Annotated in this window: 15 protein-coding genes and 1 other annotated feature; of the genes, 13 read left to right on the top strand and 2 right to left on the bottom strand. The window is 47.9% G+C overall.

What is annotated here, in order from left to right; all coding sequences use genetic code 11:
• The first annotated feature begins 93 nt into the window (after window positions 1-93).
• Window positions 94-4,155, top strand: a complete 4,062-nt coding sequence (locus MKY97_RS18215) for a collagen-like repeat preface domain-containing protein (RefSeq protein ID WP_342551733.1) — start codon at window positions 94-96, stop codon at window positions 4,153-4,155.
• 74 nt (window positions 4,156-4,229) lie between these two features.
• Here MKY97_RS18215 and serA read toward each other — a convergent pair whose 3' ends face one another.
• Entirely contained in the window at window positions 4,230-5,825 is a 1,596-nt protein-coding gene (serA, locus tag MKY97_RS18210; RefSeq protein WP_342551732.1) for a phosphoglycerate dehydrogenase, read from the bottom strand.
• Window positions 5,826-6,027: 202 nt separating this feature from the next.
• Window positions 6,028-6,258 (bottom strand) — a binding site (T-box leader).
• A 333-nt stretch (window positions 6,259-6,591) separates the two neighbouring features.
• On the opposite strand from serA, the gene MKY97_RS18205 reads away from it, so the two are divergent.
• Genes MKY97_RS18205 through MKY97_RS18195 form a run of 3 tightly spaced genes read left to right on the top strand, consistent with a single transcriptional unit; the run spans window position 6,592 to window position 8,449 of the window.
• Window positions 6,592-7,185: a type II CAAX endopeptidase family protein gene (locus MKY97_RS18205; RefSeq protein WP_342551731.1), complete on the top strand. Its 594-nt coding sequence runs from the start codon at window positions 6,592-6,594 to the stop codon at window positions 7,183-7,185.
• Window positions 7,182-7,634, top strand: a complete 453-nt coding sequence (locus MKY97_RS18200) for a hypothetical protein (protein ID WP_342551730.1) — start codon at window positions 7,182-7,184, stop codon at window positions 7,632-7,634. The genes MKY97_RS18205 and MKY97_RS18200 overlap by 4 nt, the downstream gene beginning before the upstream one ends.
• Before the next feature lie 17 nt (window positions 7,635-7,651).
• Entirely contained in the window at window positions 7,652-8,449 is a 798-nt protein-coding gene (locus MKY97_RS18195; protein WP_342551729.1) for a metallophosphoesterase, read from the top strand.
• A 59-nt stretch (window positions 8,450-8,508) separates the two neighbouring features.
• Here the strand turns inward: MKY97_RS18195 and MKY97_RS18190 are convergent, their stop codons facing one another.
• Window positions 8,509-9,426, bottom strand: coding sequence for a polysaccharide deacetylase family protein (locus tag MKY97_RS18190; RefSeq protein ID WP_342551728.1), 918 nt, complete (start codon window positions 9,424-9,426; stop codon window positions 8,509-8,511).
• 94 nt (window positions 9,427-9,520) lie between these two features.
• Between MKY97_RS18190 and MKY97_RS18185 the strand changes: the two genes are divergently transcribed.
• The 9 genes from MKY97_RS18185 to rpsA all read left to right on the top strand — a co-directional run bounded on the left by MKY97_RS18185 (window position 9,521) and on the right by rpsA (window position 17,021).
• On the top strand, window positions 9,521-9,871 hold the full coding sequence (locus MKY97_RS18185) for a hypothetical protein (RefSeq protein WP_342551727.1): 351 nt from the start codon (window positions 9,521-9,523) through the stop codon (window positions 9,869-9,871).
• Window positions 9,872-10,058: 187 nt separating this feature from the next.
• The gene (locus tag MKY97_RS18180; protein ID WP_342551726.1) at window positions 10,059-10,673 is read left to right on the top strand and encodes a genetic competence negative regulator; all 615 of its coding nucleotides are present in this window, start codon (window positions 10,059-10,061) and stop codon (window positions 10,671-10,673) included.
• A gap of 43 nt (window positions 10,674-10,716) precedes the next feature.
• Window positions 10,717-11,415 carry a glutamic-type intramembrane protease PrsW gene (gene prsW, locus MKY97_RS18175; protein WP_342551725.1) on the top strand — a complete coding sequence of 233 codons (699 nt, stop codon included), beginning with the start codon at window positions 10,717-10,719 and terminating at the stop codon, window positions 11,413-11,415.
• Between the two features lie 424 nt (window positions 11,416-11,839).
• A complete protein-coding gene (gene ypeB / locus MKY97_RS18170; protein ID WP_342551724.1) occupies window positions 11,840-13,186 on the top strand; it encodes a germination protein YpeB in 1,347 nt (448 codons plus the stop codon).
• Between the two features lie 148 nt (window positions 13,187-13,334).
• On the top strand, window positions 13,335-13,988 hold the full coding sequence (locus MKY97_RS18165) for a flagellar brake domain-containing protein (protein WP_342551723.1): 654 nt from the start codon (window positions 13,335-13,337) through the stop codon (window positions 13,986-13,988).
• A 65-nt stretch (window positions 13,989-14,053) separates the two neighbouring features.
• Complete coding sequence (locus MKY97_RS18160; RefSeq protein WP_342551722.1) at window positions 14,054-14,278, top strand: hypothetical protein; 225 nt, start codon at window positions 14,054-14,056, stop codon at window positions 14,276-14,278.
• A gap of 104 nt (window positions 14,279-14,382) precedes the next feature.
• On the top strand, window positions 14,383-15,087 hold the full coding sequence (cmk, locus tag MKY97_RS18155) for a (d)CMP kinase (protein ID WP_342551721.1): 705 nt from the start codon (window positions 14,383-14,385) through the stop codon (window positions 15,085-15,087).
• The gene (locus MKY97_RS18150) at window positions 15,084-15,671 is read left to right on the top strand and encodes a lysophospholipid acyltransferase family protein (protein WP_342551720.1); all 588 of its coding nucleotides are present in this window, start codon (window positions 15,084-15,086) and stop codon (window positions 15,669-15,671) included. The genes cmk and MKY97_RS18150 overlap by 4 nt, the downstream gene beginning before the upstream one ends.
• Before the next feature lie 135 nt (window positions 15,672-15,806).
• Window positions 15,807-17,021 carry a 30S ribosomal protein S1 gene (gene rpsA, locus MKY97_RS18145; RefSeq protein WP_342551719.1) on the top strand — a complete coding sequence of 405 codons (1,215 nt, stop codon included), beginning with the start codon at window positions 15,807-15,809 and terminating at the stop codon, window positions 17,019-17,021.
• The last annotated feature ends 95 nt before the right edge of the window (window positions 17,022-17,116 follow it).

Raw genomic sequence — 17,116 nt, 5'->3', positions numbered from 1 at the left:
CTTTTTTATTGCGTAAAAAAATGTCCAAGATAATTTTTGTTCACCTCCTTCATAAGCTTGAAAATAAGATGTCAAAGGAGGATTGAGCTGAGCATGTCCGATGGACGAAAAAGAGTGAATATTAAAGCCTTTCTGGAAGGAAGAGCATTTCGAGCGGGATCGCCGTTTATTTCGATAACTGCCAGTGAGCTGGAACAGTATGAGTCTATTCTTCGTTCTCTAGCCGTGACCATTCCTGCTGCAATAAGTCAGCCTGCTGCAGCGAATATACTTGCGTTACAGAATGGTTTACGCCAGCTGCTTACGTTTGTGAATCAGTCAGAGTTACGTGCCGGAGTAAAGGCCGAGCTTCAAGCTGTATTGGAACTGACGATTGCTTCTTCTGAAGTCATACCCGTGGCTGTAATTAATCTTGCAGGGAACCTGCAAAATCTGTTGGATGATTTGTTAAGCGTTACACTTCTATTGGAAGTTCCGCCAGCAGTGAAGGATCGTCTGGTCGGATTAGTTCGTTCCATATCGATTTCGTTAAGCAGAGCTACGACAACCTTGGGAACTGGAGGTATTCCGGGGCCAGCGGGTCCTCCAGGTGTTCCTGGGGTCCCAGGTGTTCCAGGCGTTCCTGGCGAAAGAGGCGCAGCAGGCCCTACAGGTTCAGTGGGGCCTGTAGGACCTGTTGGACCGCAAGGAGCACAGGGGCCAGCAGGTTCTCCAGGCTCTCCGGGCGTAGGGTTAAACAATATTACAACCTTTGATCCTTCGACCGGACCTACTTACGCTCAGGGCCAGGTGGTCAGCTATGATGGCAGTCTCTATGTGGCCAATGTGAATGGTCCAGTGGGTGCACCAGGTATTTCACCAGACTATACGCTTTTACTTGCTGCAGGTCCTGCAGGGGCGACAGGTGCGACAGGCGTCGGATTATCCGGAGCTATCGCTTTTGATCCGACTCAAGCAACGGGATATCCTGCTGGTCAAGTCGTTTATTATAATGGCAGTACCTACATTACCAGTGCAGCGAGTCCCACGGGTATACCAGGCACATCTTCAGATTACACGCTGATCGCTGCAGGGGGGGCCACTGGCGCCACCGGAGTTGGGTTGACTGGTGCTGTAACATTCGATCCTGCTCAGGCACCAACTTACGCTGCCGGTCAAGTGGTAACATACAACGGCAGCACGTACATTACCAATGCGGCTTCACCTGCAGGTGTGCCGGGAAGTTCGCCAGACTATACGTTAATTGCTGGTGCTGGACCAACTGGGGCAGCAGGCGCGACGGGAGTAACCGGTGCGACCGGCGCAGGATTGACGGGAATTGCGGCCTTTGATCCAGCTGTGGCACCAACGTACCCGGTACGGCAGGTGGTCACGTTTGGCGGCAGCACGTATATCACGAATACAGGCTCGCCAACGGGAACGCCGGGGACGTCACCGGATTACACTCTATTGGCGAGTGCAGGGACGACAGGCGCCACCGGTGCGACGGGTGCAGGGGTCACTGGAGCAACCGGGGCAACGGGACTGGTTGGGGGAACCGGGGAAACAGGTGCAACGGGTGCGACAGGAACCGCAGGCATTACCGGAGCCACGGGCGAGGGGACCACGGGGGCAACAGGAGTAACCGGCGCGACCGGAGCAGGATTGACGGGGAGTGTTGCCTTTGATCCGGCTGTCGCGCCAACGTATCCGGTAGGTCAGGTGGTTACGTTTGAAGGCAGCACGTATATCACGAATACAGGCTCGCCAACGGGAACGCCGGGGACGTCACCGGATTACACTCTATTGGCGAGTGCAGGGACGACAGGCGCCACCGGTGCGACGGGTGCAGGGGTCACTGGAGCAACCGGGGCAACGGGACTGGTTGGGGGAACCGGGGAAACAGGTGCAACGGGTGCGACAGGAACCGCAGGCATTACCGGAGCCACGGGCGAGGGGACCACGGGGGCAACAGGAGTAACCGGCGCGACCGGAGCAGGATTGACGGGGAGTGTTGCCTTTGATCCGGCTGTCGCGCCAACGTATCCGGTAGGTCAGGTGGTTACGTTTGAAGGCAGCACGTATATCACGAACACGGCTCCACCAACGGGAACGCCGGGAACGTCTCCCGACTATATTCTATTGGCAAGTGCAGGGACGACAGGCGCCACCGGTGCGACGGGTGCAGGGGTCACTGGAGCAACCGGGGCAACGGGACTGATTGGGGGAACCGGGGAAACAGGTGCAACGGGTGCGACAGGAACCGCAGGAGTGACCGGAGCCACGGGCGAGGGGACCACAGGTGCTACCGGCGCTACCGGCGCAACGGGAGCAGGCTTGACGGGGAGCGTTGCCTTTGATCCGGCTGTCGCGCCAACGTATCCGGTAGGTCAGGTGGTTACGTTTGAAGGCAGCACGTATATCACGAACACGGCTCCACCAACGGGAACGCCGGGAACGTCTCCCGACTATATTCTATTGGCGAGTGCAGGGGCGACAGGCGCCACCGGTGCGACGGGTGCAGGAGTTACTGGAGCAACCGGGGCAACGGGACTGATTGGGGGAACTGGAGAAACAGGAGCAACGGGTGCCACCGGAGCAGGCTTGACGGGGAGCGTTGCCTTTGATCCGGCAGTCGCGCCAACGTATCCGGTAGGTCAGGTCGTCACGTTTGACGGCAGCACATATATCACGAACACAGCTCCACCAACGGGAACGCCGGGGACGTCACCGGATTACACTCTATTGGCGAGTGCAGGAACGACAGGTGCAACGGGTGCGACAGGAACCGCAGGGATTAACGGAGCCACGGGCGAGGGAACCACAGGAGCAACAGGAGTAACCGGCGCGACCGGAGCAGGCTTGACGGGGAGCGTTGCCTTTGATCCGGCAGTCGCGCCAACGTATCCGGTAGGTCAGGTCGTCACATTTGACGGCAGCACGTATATCACAAACACGGCTCCACCAACGGGAACGCCGGGGACGTCAGCGGATTACACTCTATTGGCGAGTGCAGGGACGACAGGTGCCACCGGTGCGACGGGTGCGACAGGAACCGCAGGGGTTACCGGAGCCACGGGCGAGGGAACCACGGGGGCAACAGGAGCAACAGGTGCGACCGGTGCAGGATTGACGGGCATCACGGCTTTTGATCCGGCTGTTGCACCGACGTACCCGGTAGGTCAGGTTGTCACGTTTGACGGCAGCACATATATTACGAACACGGCTCCACCAACGGGAACGCCGGGGACGTCAGCGGACTATACTCTTTTAGCGAGTGCAGGAGCAGTGGGAGAAACGGGTGCAACTGGAGCAACAGGTACGGCAGGGGTTACAGGAGTCACTGGCGAAGGCATAACGGGCCCAACAGGGGTGACTGGAGCCACGGGCATAACGGGAGTAACCGGTGCAAGCATCACAGGGGCAACCGGGGAGACGGGTGTAACGGGTGCAACCGGAACGGCAGGAATTACGGGGGCAACTGGCGAAGGCATAACGGGCCCAACAGGAGTAACTGGAGCCACGGGCGTAACAGGAGTAACCGGTGCGACCGGTGCAAGTATCACAGGGGCAACCGGGGAGACGGGTGTAACGGGTGCAACCGGAACGGCAGGAATTACGGGGGCAACTGGCGAAGGCATAACGGGCCCAACAGGAGTGGCTGGAGCTACGGGCGTAACAGGAGTAACTGGTGCGACCGGTGCAAGTATCACAGGAGCCACAGGAGCGACCGGTGTAACCGGGGATACCGGCGCAACCGGTGCGACAGGTACGTCCGTAACAGCTGCATCAGCGTTTGCAGAAAATACGAGCGGTACGATCCTGGTTCTTTTGGGCGGCACATTGATTACGCTGCCGAACAATCAAAACATCGGAACAGGTATTACAGTTAATGGAACTAGCGATACGTTTACCTTGGCGAATACAGGACGATACTTTATTTCGTACAAAATTAGTTTAACCGCTGCGGCTTTGATACAGTCCCGAGTACTGCTCAATGGTGCAGTGATTCCAGCAAGTGTTGTCTCGCCTGCGCTATCCTTGAGCCAGCTGCAGACCGAATTTATCATTCCGGTTACTGCTGGTTCGACCATTCAACTTCAACTTTTCGGCCTTGTGGCCACGGCTGTGCTTTCGCCACCAGGTGCAACGTTAACAATCATTCAATTGAGTTAATTGTTTCGATCTGCACGCAGCAAAAAGACGGGAACATCATCGTTCCCGTCTTTTTGTCTGAAATAAACTGATGCTTAGCCCAGTACAATCTCAACCGCTGTATTCAGTTCAGGCAGTGCTGTAAGCTGAACCAGTACATCTTTTGGTACTTCTTTATCGACGGTCAGAATCATGATTGCTGCACCGCCGATAATTTTACGCCCCACCTGCATGGATGCAATGTTTACATCATTTTGTCCAAGAAGCGTACCTACGCGCCCAATGATACCTGGCTTATCGTTGTGAGAGATCAAAATTTGGTGACTTTCCGGTGCGATATCTACCGGGAATTTGTCGAGGCGAACGATACGCTCGCCGTAACCTGCAAGAAGTGTACCCGCAACGCGGCGCTCTTCCCCTTCTTGGGTAGTTATCAACGTTACAGTAATCAGGTTAGTAAATCCTTTAGTAGCAGAGGTTTGGCTTACAACGACATTCAAGTCACGAATTTTGGCCAGATGCATGGAATTGACGATGTTGGCTTCGCCCCCCAGATGTCTCGCCAGAATGCCTTTCACAATGTAACGAGTCAGCGGAGAAGTATCTACCTCTGACAAATCCCCTGCGTAGTCAATACGGATCTCTTGTACAGCATTTTGAGTAATTTGTGCTGCGAAACTTCCCAGCGTCTCACCAAGCTTGAAGTAAGGCTGAAGTTTGTTCATAACGGTTGGTGCAACCGCGGGCATGTTTACGGCATTTTTGAACGGTTCATTGCGAAGAATATGAAGAACCTGTTCAGATACGTCAATGGCTACATTTTCTTGAGCTTCAACTGTCGATGCGCCTAAGTGAGGTGTAACAATAATGCTTGGGTGATTCAGGAATGGATGGTCTGCTGCAGGCGGCTCACTTTCGAATACATCGAATGCAGCGCCAGCAACGATACCTTCATCAATCGCTTCAACAAGTGCCATCTCGTCAATGACACCGCCGCGTGCACAGTTAATGATGCGCATACCTTTTTTCATCACTTCAAATTGCGGACGCGAAATCATATGGCGTGTTTCCGGAGTCAGCGGCGTATGCACTGTCATAAAATCGGCATTACGGATGATATCATCAACACTGGCCAGTTTTACCTGCAGTTTCTCAGCACGCTCCTCAGTGAGGAACGGATCGAAGGCTAGAATGTCCATCCCGAATGCTTTGGCACGTTTAGCAACTTCGCTTCCGATTCTCCCCATACCGAGTACGCCCAGTGTTTTATTTCTCAATTCCACACCCAGGAAGGTTTTTCGATCCCACGTACCTTGAACGGTTTTGGCGTAAGCCTGAGGAATGTGTCGTGCCAATGCCATCATCATGGCAAAGGTGTGCTCACATGTCGTAATTGTATTGCCGTCAGGTGCATTAATTACAATAATACCGCGTTGTGTAGCGGGTTCCAGTTCAATATTATCAACGCCAACACCTGCGCGTCCAATGACTTTAAGTTTGGTTCCAGCCGTCATAATGCGTTCAGTAACACGTGTCTGGCTGCGAACAAGAAGGGCATCATAATCACCGATAATGGCAGTAAGCTCATCTTCACTAAGTCCGGTTTTCTTCTCGACTACGACATCACTTGCATCCACCAGCTGCTGAATTCCCAAATCACTGATTGGGTCCGATACTAACACTTTGTACATGGTTTCTTCCTCCTTAGGTTTGTATATCTATATTTCGTCAAGGTTTCGTCTCCAGATGGAGACATTCCTTAAAACCGATGATTCTTCCCTCCAACAACGCGGTGTCGTGGCAGAGGAGGAGGGTAAACGAACAGGGTGATTCCACAGGATTCTTTTATCAAAAATAATCAAAAAAACTCTCAATCCACATACTGCTTGCGCAATAAGGGACGAGAGTTGTCGTGGTACCACCCTAATTCACCGCCGTTTCGCAACGACAGTCTTAGCGGTCAATGAAGACCGAAGAGGATAACGGGTCTAAACCGATTGCACCTACTCCTATTTCAATGCAATAACTCAGGAGCGCTCAAGATCATCTGCCTGCCGCCGATTCCCACCATCCATCGGCTCTCTGAAAGACTAAGCAACGTCTTTTCTCCATCATCGTGTTTAACGGGACTAATTTTTTCATAATGTATCATGGCTTACATGAGCATGTCAATAGGCTAAGATGTTTTAATTCTGTTCGCGGCAGACTGTGTTTTTCGCGCCTCTTAGAAGTCCGTTTTACCTCCACAACAAATTTTAAACCCGACAAAAACATCAGAAACGTGTTGTTTCGCGAGATGAATTTCACCGCATTAATGAAGTAACGTTTTTGGGTAATGATCCGGGACTTCGGACAGGTCTTGAACCGAATTGGTTTTTTGGCTATGATTTAGTATACTATCGGATTAGTCTATGTATGGATAACGATATCAAATAACTCAAGGGACAGACGCATGCAATGAAAAACAAGAAGTTTCCGAAATTTAAAATTAGGAAGGCCGAACCACAGCAGTTAACCGAGCGCCTGCTGCTGATTAATCTTTATTTCACTCAGGGGCTGACTTTAATTATCGGGGTCATATGGATTCTGCTGCAAAAAAGAAATTTATTTGAGGTTCTGGCTTGGCCTGAGCATCTTCAATTTTTATGGTGGGGTCTTGGTCTTGCTGGTATTATGCTTGTCATGGATTTGGTACTGTCCTATGTTATACCTCAAGAGAGCATGGATGACGGCGGGATTAATGAGCTGCTGTTTCAAGGACGTCCAATCTGGCATATTGTATGTATAGCGGCCATCGTGGCTGTATGCGAGGAATTGTTGTTCCGAGGTGCGATCCAACATGCCATTGGTCCATACTGGACAAGTATTTTATTTGCAGTTATACACATTCGTTATCTTCGCCACTGGATTCCAACAGGGTGGGTGTTTCTATCGAGTTACGGGCTTGGCTGGATTTATATACAGTCTGGCACGTTATGGGCACCAATTCTATGTCATTTTGTTATTGATTTGGTATCCGGTTTGGCGATACGTTTTCGGAGGGGATCATGAATCAGCCGCTAAGTAGAATGAAAACATATGGCAGTCAACGTCAGCGTCACTCGGATAAAAAAGAGAAAACTGAGCGCCGCACAACTTCTCAGACCACACTCGTGGCTGAAACGGCGGCTGCTGTCGAGACCGGTGGAGTGCCAACAATTACTTCGATCACGTTACCGCGGTCTCAGCGTCAATCCTATGCATCAGCTCTGGAAAGTCCCGTTTTACCGCAGCGAGCACCAAGCCGTTCCAAAAAAACGGGAAATCAGCAGGGAGAGACGATTTCAGAGGCACGTACATTGCCAACTCGTACCGAGCTGCATCCCTCGAGACGTTTGAGATTAAGCAAAAGGTTCGTTAACTCACTTATATTTATTTTTATTATGTTGACCGTTGGTCTAGTGTGGTGGGGCATTAAAGGTGCACCCCCACTAAATACCTTCCTCCCATTACCGTGGTAATGGTGGTCGTTGCAGCAGTGGTTTTGTCAGCTGCAGCTGTGCTTCTGTTAGTGCATATGTGGCTTGAGGCTCGATCACATGTACTGAGAGTAGATGAAGTAGAACTAACGCATCTTCCGTCAGCATTCGATGGAGCCGTCATTTTGTATTTGTCCGATACACATAAACGCTTGCTGAAAACAAAAGATATAGAAGAGTTAAAGGGTAGGGTTGATTGGGTACTAATCGGGGGAGATATGGCCGAAGAGGGAATTTCCTGGTCCATTGTCAGACAAAATATGAAGATTTTATCGAGTCTGGCCCCGGCCTATGCAGTCTATGGCAATCACGACAAAAAGGCGGCTGCAGCTCAATTGTCCAAGCTTCTGAATGACGCGAGTGTGCAGTTGTTACAAGACAAGGCCGTTTATTTACAAAAAGGGACACAGCACATCCGGTTAATTGGATTGGACTATCGCTCCAAAAAGGGAAAAATGCTCCTTCAAAAGACGGAAGGTGATTCGACCATTCTTTTGGTTCACGATCCCCTGCAAGCGCTGCGGTTAGACCTTCATGCGGACTTGATATTAAGCGGTCATACACATGGAGGGCAAATCGTTTTGCCATGGCTCGGACCGATATTCCTGAGCAGGGCTTATCGAGCTGTACCGAGCGGGTGGTTTTCGTTGAAACGAAGCAAAGATGATTCTCAGGGCGGGAAACTGCTTGTGAGCAGAGGGTTTGGCACGAATCACCTCCCCCTCAGGTTAAATTGTCCCGCTGAGATTCATCTCATAACATTACGTGTACCTGCTGCGAGCAGCCCGGATCAGTAGTTTCGGGCTTTTTGCTGTCCGTTGTATTCTTCCAGCGGGAGCACTGCTGCTGCCGTTGTTTATCGGGTCTGATGCTCGATTGCACGCGGATCAACAAACGAATATCCTTTCTGTTCAAGCTGAGTTAACAACTCATCAAGACCTTCAACCGTCCATGGCAATTCATGCATTAAAATATTACTTCCGGGGTGAAGCTGATCCAGGACGTTCTGAATAACTTTATCAGGCTTGTTTTTGGTGCTCTTATCCCAGTCAAGTGATCCGTTAGACCACGTCATATATAACATGCCTTGCTGCTGGACTGCACCTTTGAGAGCATCATTACCAGAGCCAAATGGGGGCCTGAAAAACTGAGGCTGCTCACCAATGATATCTTTCACAAGCTGCTGAACGTCAGTGACCTGTTTAATCGCCTCAGCTTGCGGCATCTTTTTCAAATCCTCGTGATCCCAGGCGTGGTTACCGATAATCTGTCCACGTTCATGAATGAGCTGCAGCAGTTCAGGTTGATGCTTGACGCGGTATCCGTTAACAAAAAAAATAGCTTTGGCATCATGTTTATCCAGTGTATCGATAAGTGAAGTAATCATTTTTTCTTCTTTTGGTCCATCGTCAAATGTTAATAATACAACTTTGGCGGAACTGGATTCATTATTGGGTTTAATAACATAATTCGAATTCATATGATACGTTTTATCTACGACTTCTTCCCTTGTAGTTTCATGTCCAGAGGTTGCGGAAGCCTTAGTTTCTTCTGTTTCGTTAAGGGTTTCATCTAAAGAATCATCTGCTGTATCTGTCGTGACATCTTTGGACTCAGCGGCTTTGCCTGAGGTTATTTTGTTTGTTTCATCCTTGCTGGCTGCAGTCGTTTTTTCTGAGGTTTGCTCCGCATCGGATACAGACTGGTTTTGATCACCGCAGGCAGTAAGCAGCATGCTCGCGATCAGAATCATGGAGACGACATTTCTTAACATTTCTTCAACTCACTTTCCTGTATTTATTCGGAATGAGATCGACTTCTGCAGCAAACACTACTCTTGAATTCAACACTTAAAGGAGGTTGGTGTAATGAAGGCGTCATCCTTTTTCTGGGGTATTGTTGTTGGTGCAGCCGCCAGTTCTTGGTTAGCTAAAGGCAGGCTTCCTATGATGTCATCAAGTTCATCACGAAACGTCGTCAACCAGGCCAAGCACAAAATGATGGAGATGACTTTCCCGGGCATGGATGGTTTCAGCAGTAAACCGGACCAACATGGGGAAACGCACAAAGCTGCAGCGAAAATTAGCAGACCAGTCACACCAAAAGAAAAAGAAGAAAACATGAACATGCTGAAAGACTTTATTCGTACCAACCCGGATGTTAAACATGAGGTGGAGCAGATTTTAAGTCAGACAAATACAACTGTACCGGGTTTATAACCCTCAGCATCCATTAAGAATCATCCACAGTCTTGATTTGATGTGGATTGATTCTTTTTTTGTTGATTTTACTTCGTGCATTTACAGGTATAAAATGATAACATAACTACATAGATTTATTTTCAGCACATATTGTTTTGTGCTTCATAATCTGTTATAAGACTTGCTTATAAAGGGGAGATCCTGTATGAAAATAGAACGACTAAGTCACGATAAGATACGGATTTTCCTGACCTTTGACGATCTGAGCGAGCGCGGAATACAAAAAGAAGATATGTGGCAGGAACTACCGAAGGTACATGAACTGTTCACTGAAATGATGGACCAGGCTTACTCTGAACTTGGTTTTGATGCTACAGGTCCGCTGGCTGTTGAAGTATTCGCACTTCCCGCTCAAGGGATGGTTGTCATTGTTACTCGTGGAAAATATGATCCGCAACAATATGGTTCAGGTCATGAAGATGATCTTCCTGAAGAGGTATACGAAATGGAAGTTACATTGGAGCAAAGTGATTCCATCGTATACGCTTTTAAGGATTTTGAAGTGCTGATTGAAGCTGCCCATATGTTACATCAACACGTTACGGATGCGGGCAAACTGTATTCTTATAAAAATAAATGGTTCTTGCATTTTGAACCGGATGATGTGGACACGACCAAACACGCTGCCCTGATCGCTTTGCTGGCTGAGTTTGGAGAAGGTTCCTCTGTTACTCCGGCTGTTATGGAAGAGTACGGCAAGTTGGTTATTCCTGAACAAGCGATTGAGGTCATCTGCACCCACTTCAAACGTCAGGATTAAAATCCGGTTCTAAACGCGTCAATAGTCAGAGGAGGGAATTTCGGTGCTATTGTTTTCGCTTCTAGCTGCAGCAGTTGCTCCGGGTCTCGCCTTGTTAACATACTTTTATCTGAAAGACCGGTATGATTATGAGCCGCTTCACATGATTCTGAGAGTGTTTGTGATGGGTATTTTAATCGTTCTGCCCGTCATGATTATTCAGCGAGGTATGATGATGTGGCTTGGTGATAACCCCCTGATCGAATCCATCCTGATCTCGGGCGGGGTTGAGGAGTTTGTCAAATTTTTTGTGATTTATCACATCATTTATAATCACACCGAATTTGACGAGCCTTATGACGGGATATTATATTCGGTTGCCGTTTCATTGGGTTTCGCTACTGTGGAGAATGTGCTGTATGCTTTCGCAGGCAATGCCTCGGTTTCAGGAATGTTCCTTCGGGCTCTTCTTCCCGTATCCGGACATGCGATGTTCGCGGTTATTATGGGATATTACATGGGTAAGGCTAAATTTATTGACGATACGAAGAAGAAACGATGGTATCTCTGCTTATCTCTAATGCTGCCATTTTTCTGGCATGCCTTATACGATGTCATTATGAATATGATGGTGAATCACTGGTTATGGTTCATTGCGCCTCTTATGGCGGGTCTGTGGTATGGAGCAATTGGCAAGATTACACGGGCTAATAACCGTTCTCCTTTTCGTTTTGTGAAACGTGAGGAAGAGATTAAATTATAAAAATACGGACACACTGGTGGACATAAAGCGTCTAAGAACGCATTGACCCGGTGTGTCTTTTTTATGTGTTTGATGCCCGGGAAACGACGAAATGAAACGGGGATAGAACATGACGAGAATTAAGATCAAAATTAGATGCAAACAGTGCGGTGAACGATTTACGTTAAGAGGCAGAAAAGAACGGGGGAGGATTGAAACGGGTTTTAAACAGTGTCTTTGCGATAACAAAGATCAATTTGATATTGAGGAAGATGGGATGGCCACGAGTTTTCAGCTGTATTAAACGAAAAACAGCATTACTGTCATATCGTGAAAAGACTTCTAAATTGAAGGCAAAAATCGTCCTGAATGGAAATCGCATGCATAAGAGGTCTTTCTTCGATCCACAATAAAGGCAGTGGTTTAGAAGAAAGGAGAATCTACCGTGTATAAACGATTAAGTTCAGTCATGTTTCCGATATTTGCAGTTCTCCTGATCGGTGCGCTTGTTTGGGGTTATCAGGAGAATCAGGAGAAAAATGCGATCCTGATCAAAGCAGAGAATCAATATCAGCGTGCTTTTCACGACCTCTCATTTCATATGGACAAATTGCATTCAGAGATAGGCAGCACACTCGCTGTCCATACAAGCTCACAAGGCATGCACCGCAAAGGGTTGATGAATGTGTGGAGGCTTACAAGCGAAGCGCAGAATGAAATCAATCAGCTTCCGCTCGGCATGCTTCCCTTCAATGAGACGGAGGAGTTCCTTTCACGCATTTCAAAATTTGCGTACCATGCTTCAATGCGTGACTTGACGAACGAACCGCTTAGTGAGAAAGAAATGGGCAACCTGAAAACACTGTATCAAAATTCTTCGGAAATTACGAAAAATCTGAAGGAAGTGCAGCAAAAAGTGCTGTCGGATCGTCTGCGCTGGATGGATGCTGAAACCGTCATGGCGACTCAGGATCAGACGAATGATAATTCCATTGTGGACGGCTTCCGTACAGTCAACAAAAAGGTGCAGGAGTACCCTGAACTTGATTGGGGTCCTTCAGTGTCTAACATGTTTGCCAAACGTTCCGTGAAAAAGCTCGGCGGACTACCTGTGTCCAAAGAGCAGATTCAGGAAAAGGCAGCTAAATTCTCAAATATGGAGAGCAGCAAGATTCAAGTTCAGGAGAATGGTAAAGGAACAGATTGGGAATCGTTCACAGCAACTGCTCACCATGCCAGAAACGGAAAACTGATGATGGATTTCACCCGCAACGGTGGAATGCTTATCTCTTACAGTGATACCCGGCCGGTAGGAGCTAAAAAGGTGTCCCGTCAAGAGGCGATGAACCAGGCAGATCATTTTCTTGAAAATAAGGGTTACAAGGATATGAAAGCCGTCAACTACGATGAATTTGGCAATCTGGCTAACCTTACGTATGTGCGTAAACAAGGGGATACATTAATATATCCCGAGAAAATGTCTGTGCGTGTTGGTTTGGATACAGGAGAAGTTATCGGTTTTCAGGCAAGTGACTTCGTCTATGAGCATAATGACAAACGTCAAATCCCGAAAGCTAAGCTTACAGCTGAGCAGGCGCGCAAAAGACTCAATTCCGACTTCAAAGAAAATTATGTGCGTAAATCGTTGATCGAGAACGAATACAGTAAAGAAGTGCTTTGTTACGAATTCGGGGGACGAATTAATGGTTCGCGTTACCGGATTTACATTAATGCCAATACTGGAACGGAAGAAGCTGTCGAAGAGATCAAACCTGTCAACGCTGCATCCTAGAAATAGGCAGCAGCGCGCGCATTTGCATAAGTCATCTTGTGAGAACAGACCATAGTCATGGTCTGTTTTTTCTTGTTCCAAGTGAGAAAGGTCATGGTATAATAGTCCTTGCAATACGAAGATAAATACATAAGTGGCGGTGAACCGATTGTTTCCTAAAGTAAATGAAGTATTATATATCCAGATCGCATCGGCTGACGAAAAAGAGGAACACAAAGAATACAAATCGCGTATCGCAGATACAGATGATAACAGTTTCCTGATTGAGGTTCCGATGCAGCAGGGAAACAGCCGCCTGAAAAGACTTTTTTTTGGCGAAGAACTGTCCATCTCCTATATAAACGAGAGTGGAGTCCGTCATTATTTTAACACCTATGTGACCGGTTTTGAGGAAGATGTCATTCGCCTGGTACGCATTCGAAAACCGCTTCCTGATGAGATTTCCAAAATTCAGCGCCGCAGTTTCCTTCGTGTTCATGCCAGCCTCGAACTGGCACTCCAGTGTGAAGATCTCACACGTGCAGTGGTTCTGACTGAAGACATTGGTGGCGGTGGAATGTCCATTTACATTGAGCCCGAATTGAAAATTCAGGAAGGACAAAAGCTAAAATGCTGGCTGCTCGTCCCTTATCGCAATGGCGCAATCGATCATGTGCAATTTGAGGCCGAGGTGGTGCGCATCAAAAAGCTGGAATCAGGGCGTGAGCTGGGAATGCTGAAATTTTCGCAGATTACGGATTCAGAGCGCCAAAAAGTGATTAAATTCTGTTTTGAGCGGCAGCTGGATTACCGTATGAAATAAAGAAATGAACTCGCATAAATTAATCCGGTGTTGGGCAACGTAAGGCAAAAACGGAGATCGCGGCCATGAGTAAACGTCTGAATTCACGCAGGTATGAACGTATTTATCATGTAGTCTCAAAACGAATAGAGCGGAGAGTAATGCTTATTATCGCAGTTCTCTTGATTCTTGTTATCCTCTGTCAGCTATTACTGCTTGTTCCTGATCTGAAGAAAATGATGACAACGATTGATCGGCTTGAAGGTACCCCGATTCGTATGCAGGGCACAAACAAAGACCCCACTGGCTGATTTGTCTGTTTTTGCATCCATGTGTAGAGTGTGGTATAATTTTCACGATGACAGGCAATGCCTGTTTTTTTATTGAGGTTTATCGTTTGAGGAGGAATGCCCCGTTGGCAAGCCAGAACACATCAGATAACGGGAAGATGAACGTTGCAATTGACGGACCTGCTGGTGCCGGAAAAAGCACGGTGGCCCGATTGGTTGCAGAGGAACTCGGATACATTTACGTTGATACCGGCGCAATGTACCGTGCAGTATCCTTACATATGATTCGGAAAGATATTTCTCCGGATGATATGAGTCAGGTACTTCTGGAAGCTCAGGATTTGGTTATTGATTTACAACCGGATCGGGGTGGACAGAAAGTGTTCTGTAATGGGGAGGATGTAACTTCTGAAATCCGCTCCCGTGAAGTGACGGGGATCGTGTCTCGATATGCGCAAATCGAGGGGCTGCGTACGCAATTAGTGGATATTCAGCGGCAAATGGCTTTGCGCAAGGGCGTCGTAATGGATGGGCGCGATATCGGAACAACAGTACTGCCCGATGCAGAAGTGAAAATTTTCATGACTGCCAGTGTACAGGAGCGTGCTCTTCGCCGCTTCAAAGAACTGGAACCATCCGAAGGTCTGACGTTGGAACAACTGGAGCGAGATATTGCCACCCGTGATAAACTGGATGAGAATCGGGAAGTTTCCCCGCTGCGCTGTGCAGAGGACGCGATCGTCCTGGATACAACAAAGATGAACATCCATGAAGTGGTTGACAAAATCGTATCTTATTGCACAATGGTCAGAGGAGAGAGCGGTCTATGATTTACACCTTTTGTAAGACAGTACTGCGGATCATGTATACCATTCTTTTTCGCCTGGAGGCAGTTGGACGGGAAAATATCCCGAAAGACGGCGGCGTACTTCTATGCTCCAATCATATCAGCAACTTTGATCCGCCAACCGTTGGCATTAAAATTCGCCGTCAAGTGAGATTTATGGCTAAAAGCGAATTGTTTAATGTTCCGGTATTAGGGCCAATCATCAAAGCAGTTGGTGCCTTCCCCGTGAAACGTGGAGGCGTCAGCAAAGAATCCATCAAAACCTCACTCAATATTTTGCGTGGTGGTGAAGTGCTTGGTATTTTCCCAACCGGAAGCCGTCACAATGATGGAGGAATTGGTAAAAAAGGAGCGGCAAGTTTTGCTCTCCGCAGCGGTGCCACTGTAATTCCTACTGCTATTATCGGCAACTACAAGTTGTTTCGTAAGATGAAAGTAGTATACGGCGCACCGGTCAATTTGGACGAGTTCAAGGATGACACCTCTGGAGATGCTCTGGAGAGAGCGACCGAGAAAATTATGTCCAAAATTAATGAAATGACGAAAACAGGCGTGCCCAGCAAATAAGGCAGTCTGCCAAGAGTGCATGTTTCCATATTTTTGAGGAAAGCTATATCAAGTGCATTCGCATGAAAGTGTTTTGAACTCTGCCAAGGCAGGTTTGAATATAATGGGGTTTTTGAATTGAGGAGGGTATTTGACATGTCGGAAGAAATGAAAAATCAAGAAGCAACCCAAGATGAGTTGGATCAATTCGTTTCCTTGAAAAAAGGAGATACTGTAAAAGGAACCATCGTCAAATTGGAAGATAACCAGGCTTATGTAAGCATTGGATATAAATATGACGGTGTTATTCCAATTCGTGAACTGTCTTCGCTCCACGTAGACAGCGCTTCTGATGCGGTAGAAGTAGGACAAGAAGTTGAAGCTAAAGTACTCAGCATCGATGACGAGAAAGAAAAACTCGTTCTGTCCAAACGTGCTATTGACAGCGAGAACGCTTGGGAGCAATTGCAAAAGCATTTTGAAGACCAAGACGTGTTCGAAGTTGTTGTAGGTGATGTTGTTAAAGGCGGTCTGGTAGCAGACGTGGGCGTGCGTGGATTTATCCCGGCTTCCATGGTTGAGCGCCATTTCGTTGAAGACTTCAGCGACTACAAAGGACGCACACTGCGTGTTAAAGTGAAAGAGATCGACCGTGAGAACAACAAAGTGATCCTTTCTCAAAAAGATGTACTGGAGCAGGAATTCGAAGCGAACAAAGCACAAGTTATGGCTGGTTTGCAAGAAGGTCAAGTCATCGAAGGTACAGTACAGCGTTTGACTCAATTTGGCGCATTCGTTGATGTGGGCGGAGTTGACGGTTTGGTCCACGTATCCGAGCTGGCTTGGACGCACGTTGACAAACCATCCGATGTATTGTCCGAAGGCGACAAAGTCAATGTTAAAGTGCTGAAAGTTGATCCTGACAAAGGCAAAATCAGCCTGAGCATGAAAGCAGTTCAACCAGGCCCTTGGGAAACAGCTGGTGACAAATTCAACACTAGCGATATCGTAACAGGTGTTGTAAAACGTCTGGTTGATTTCGGTGCATTCGTTGAAATCGCTCCTGGTGTAGAGGGACTTGTGCACATCTCACAAATCTCCCACAAACACATCGGCACTCCTCATGAAGTGTTGAAAGAAGGACAAGAAGTTCAAGTTAAAATCTTGGACATGAACCCGTCTGAGCAGCGTGTAAGCTTGAGCATCAAAGAAACGGAAGAAGCTCCTGCTCAACCACAAAAATCAGAGCGTCCAGCAAGAAACAATGCTCCACGTGAAGAGATCAACAATCCTAACGTGTCCTTGAACAATCAAGGTATGAGCACTACGCTCGGCGAACTGTTTGGCGATAAACTCAGCAAATTCAAATAAGTTATACATGCATGGTTCTAGGTTATATACTGCATATTTTGCTGAACAATAAAAGCAAGATCGGCGAGCCCCCGCGGGTTCGCCGATTGTTGTTA

The sequence above is a fragment of the Paenibacillus sp. FSL R7-0652 genome (assembly GCF_038595045.1).
Lineage (GTDB): Bacteria > Bacillota > Bacilli > Paenibacillales > Paenibacillaceae > Paenibacillus.
The sequence above is the reverse complement of the archived record's forward strand: the minus strand, read 5'-3'. Positions and strand labels throughout refer to the sequence as shown.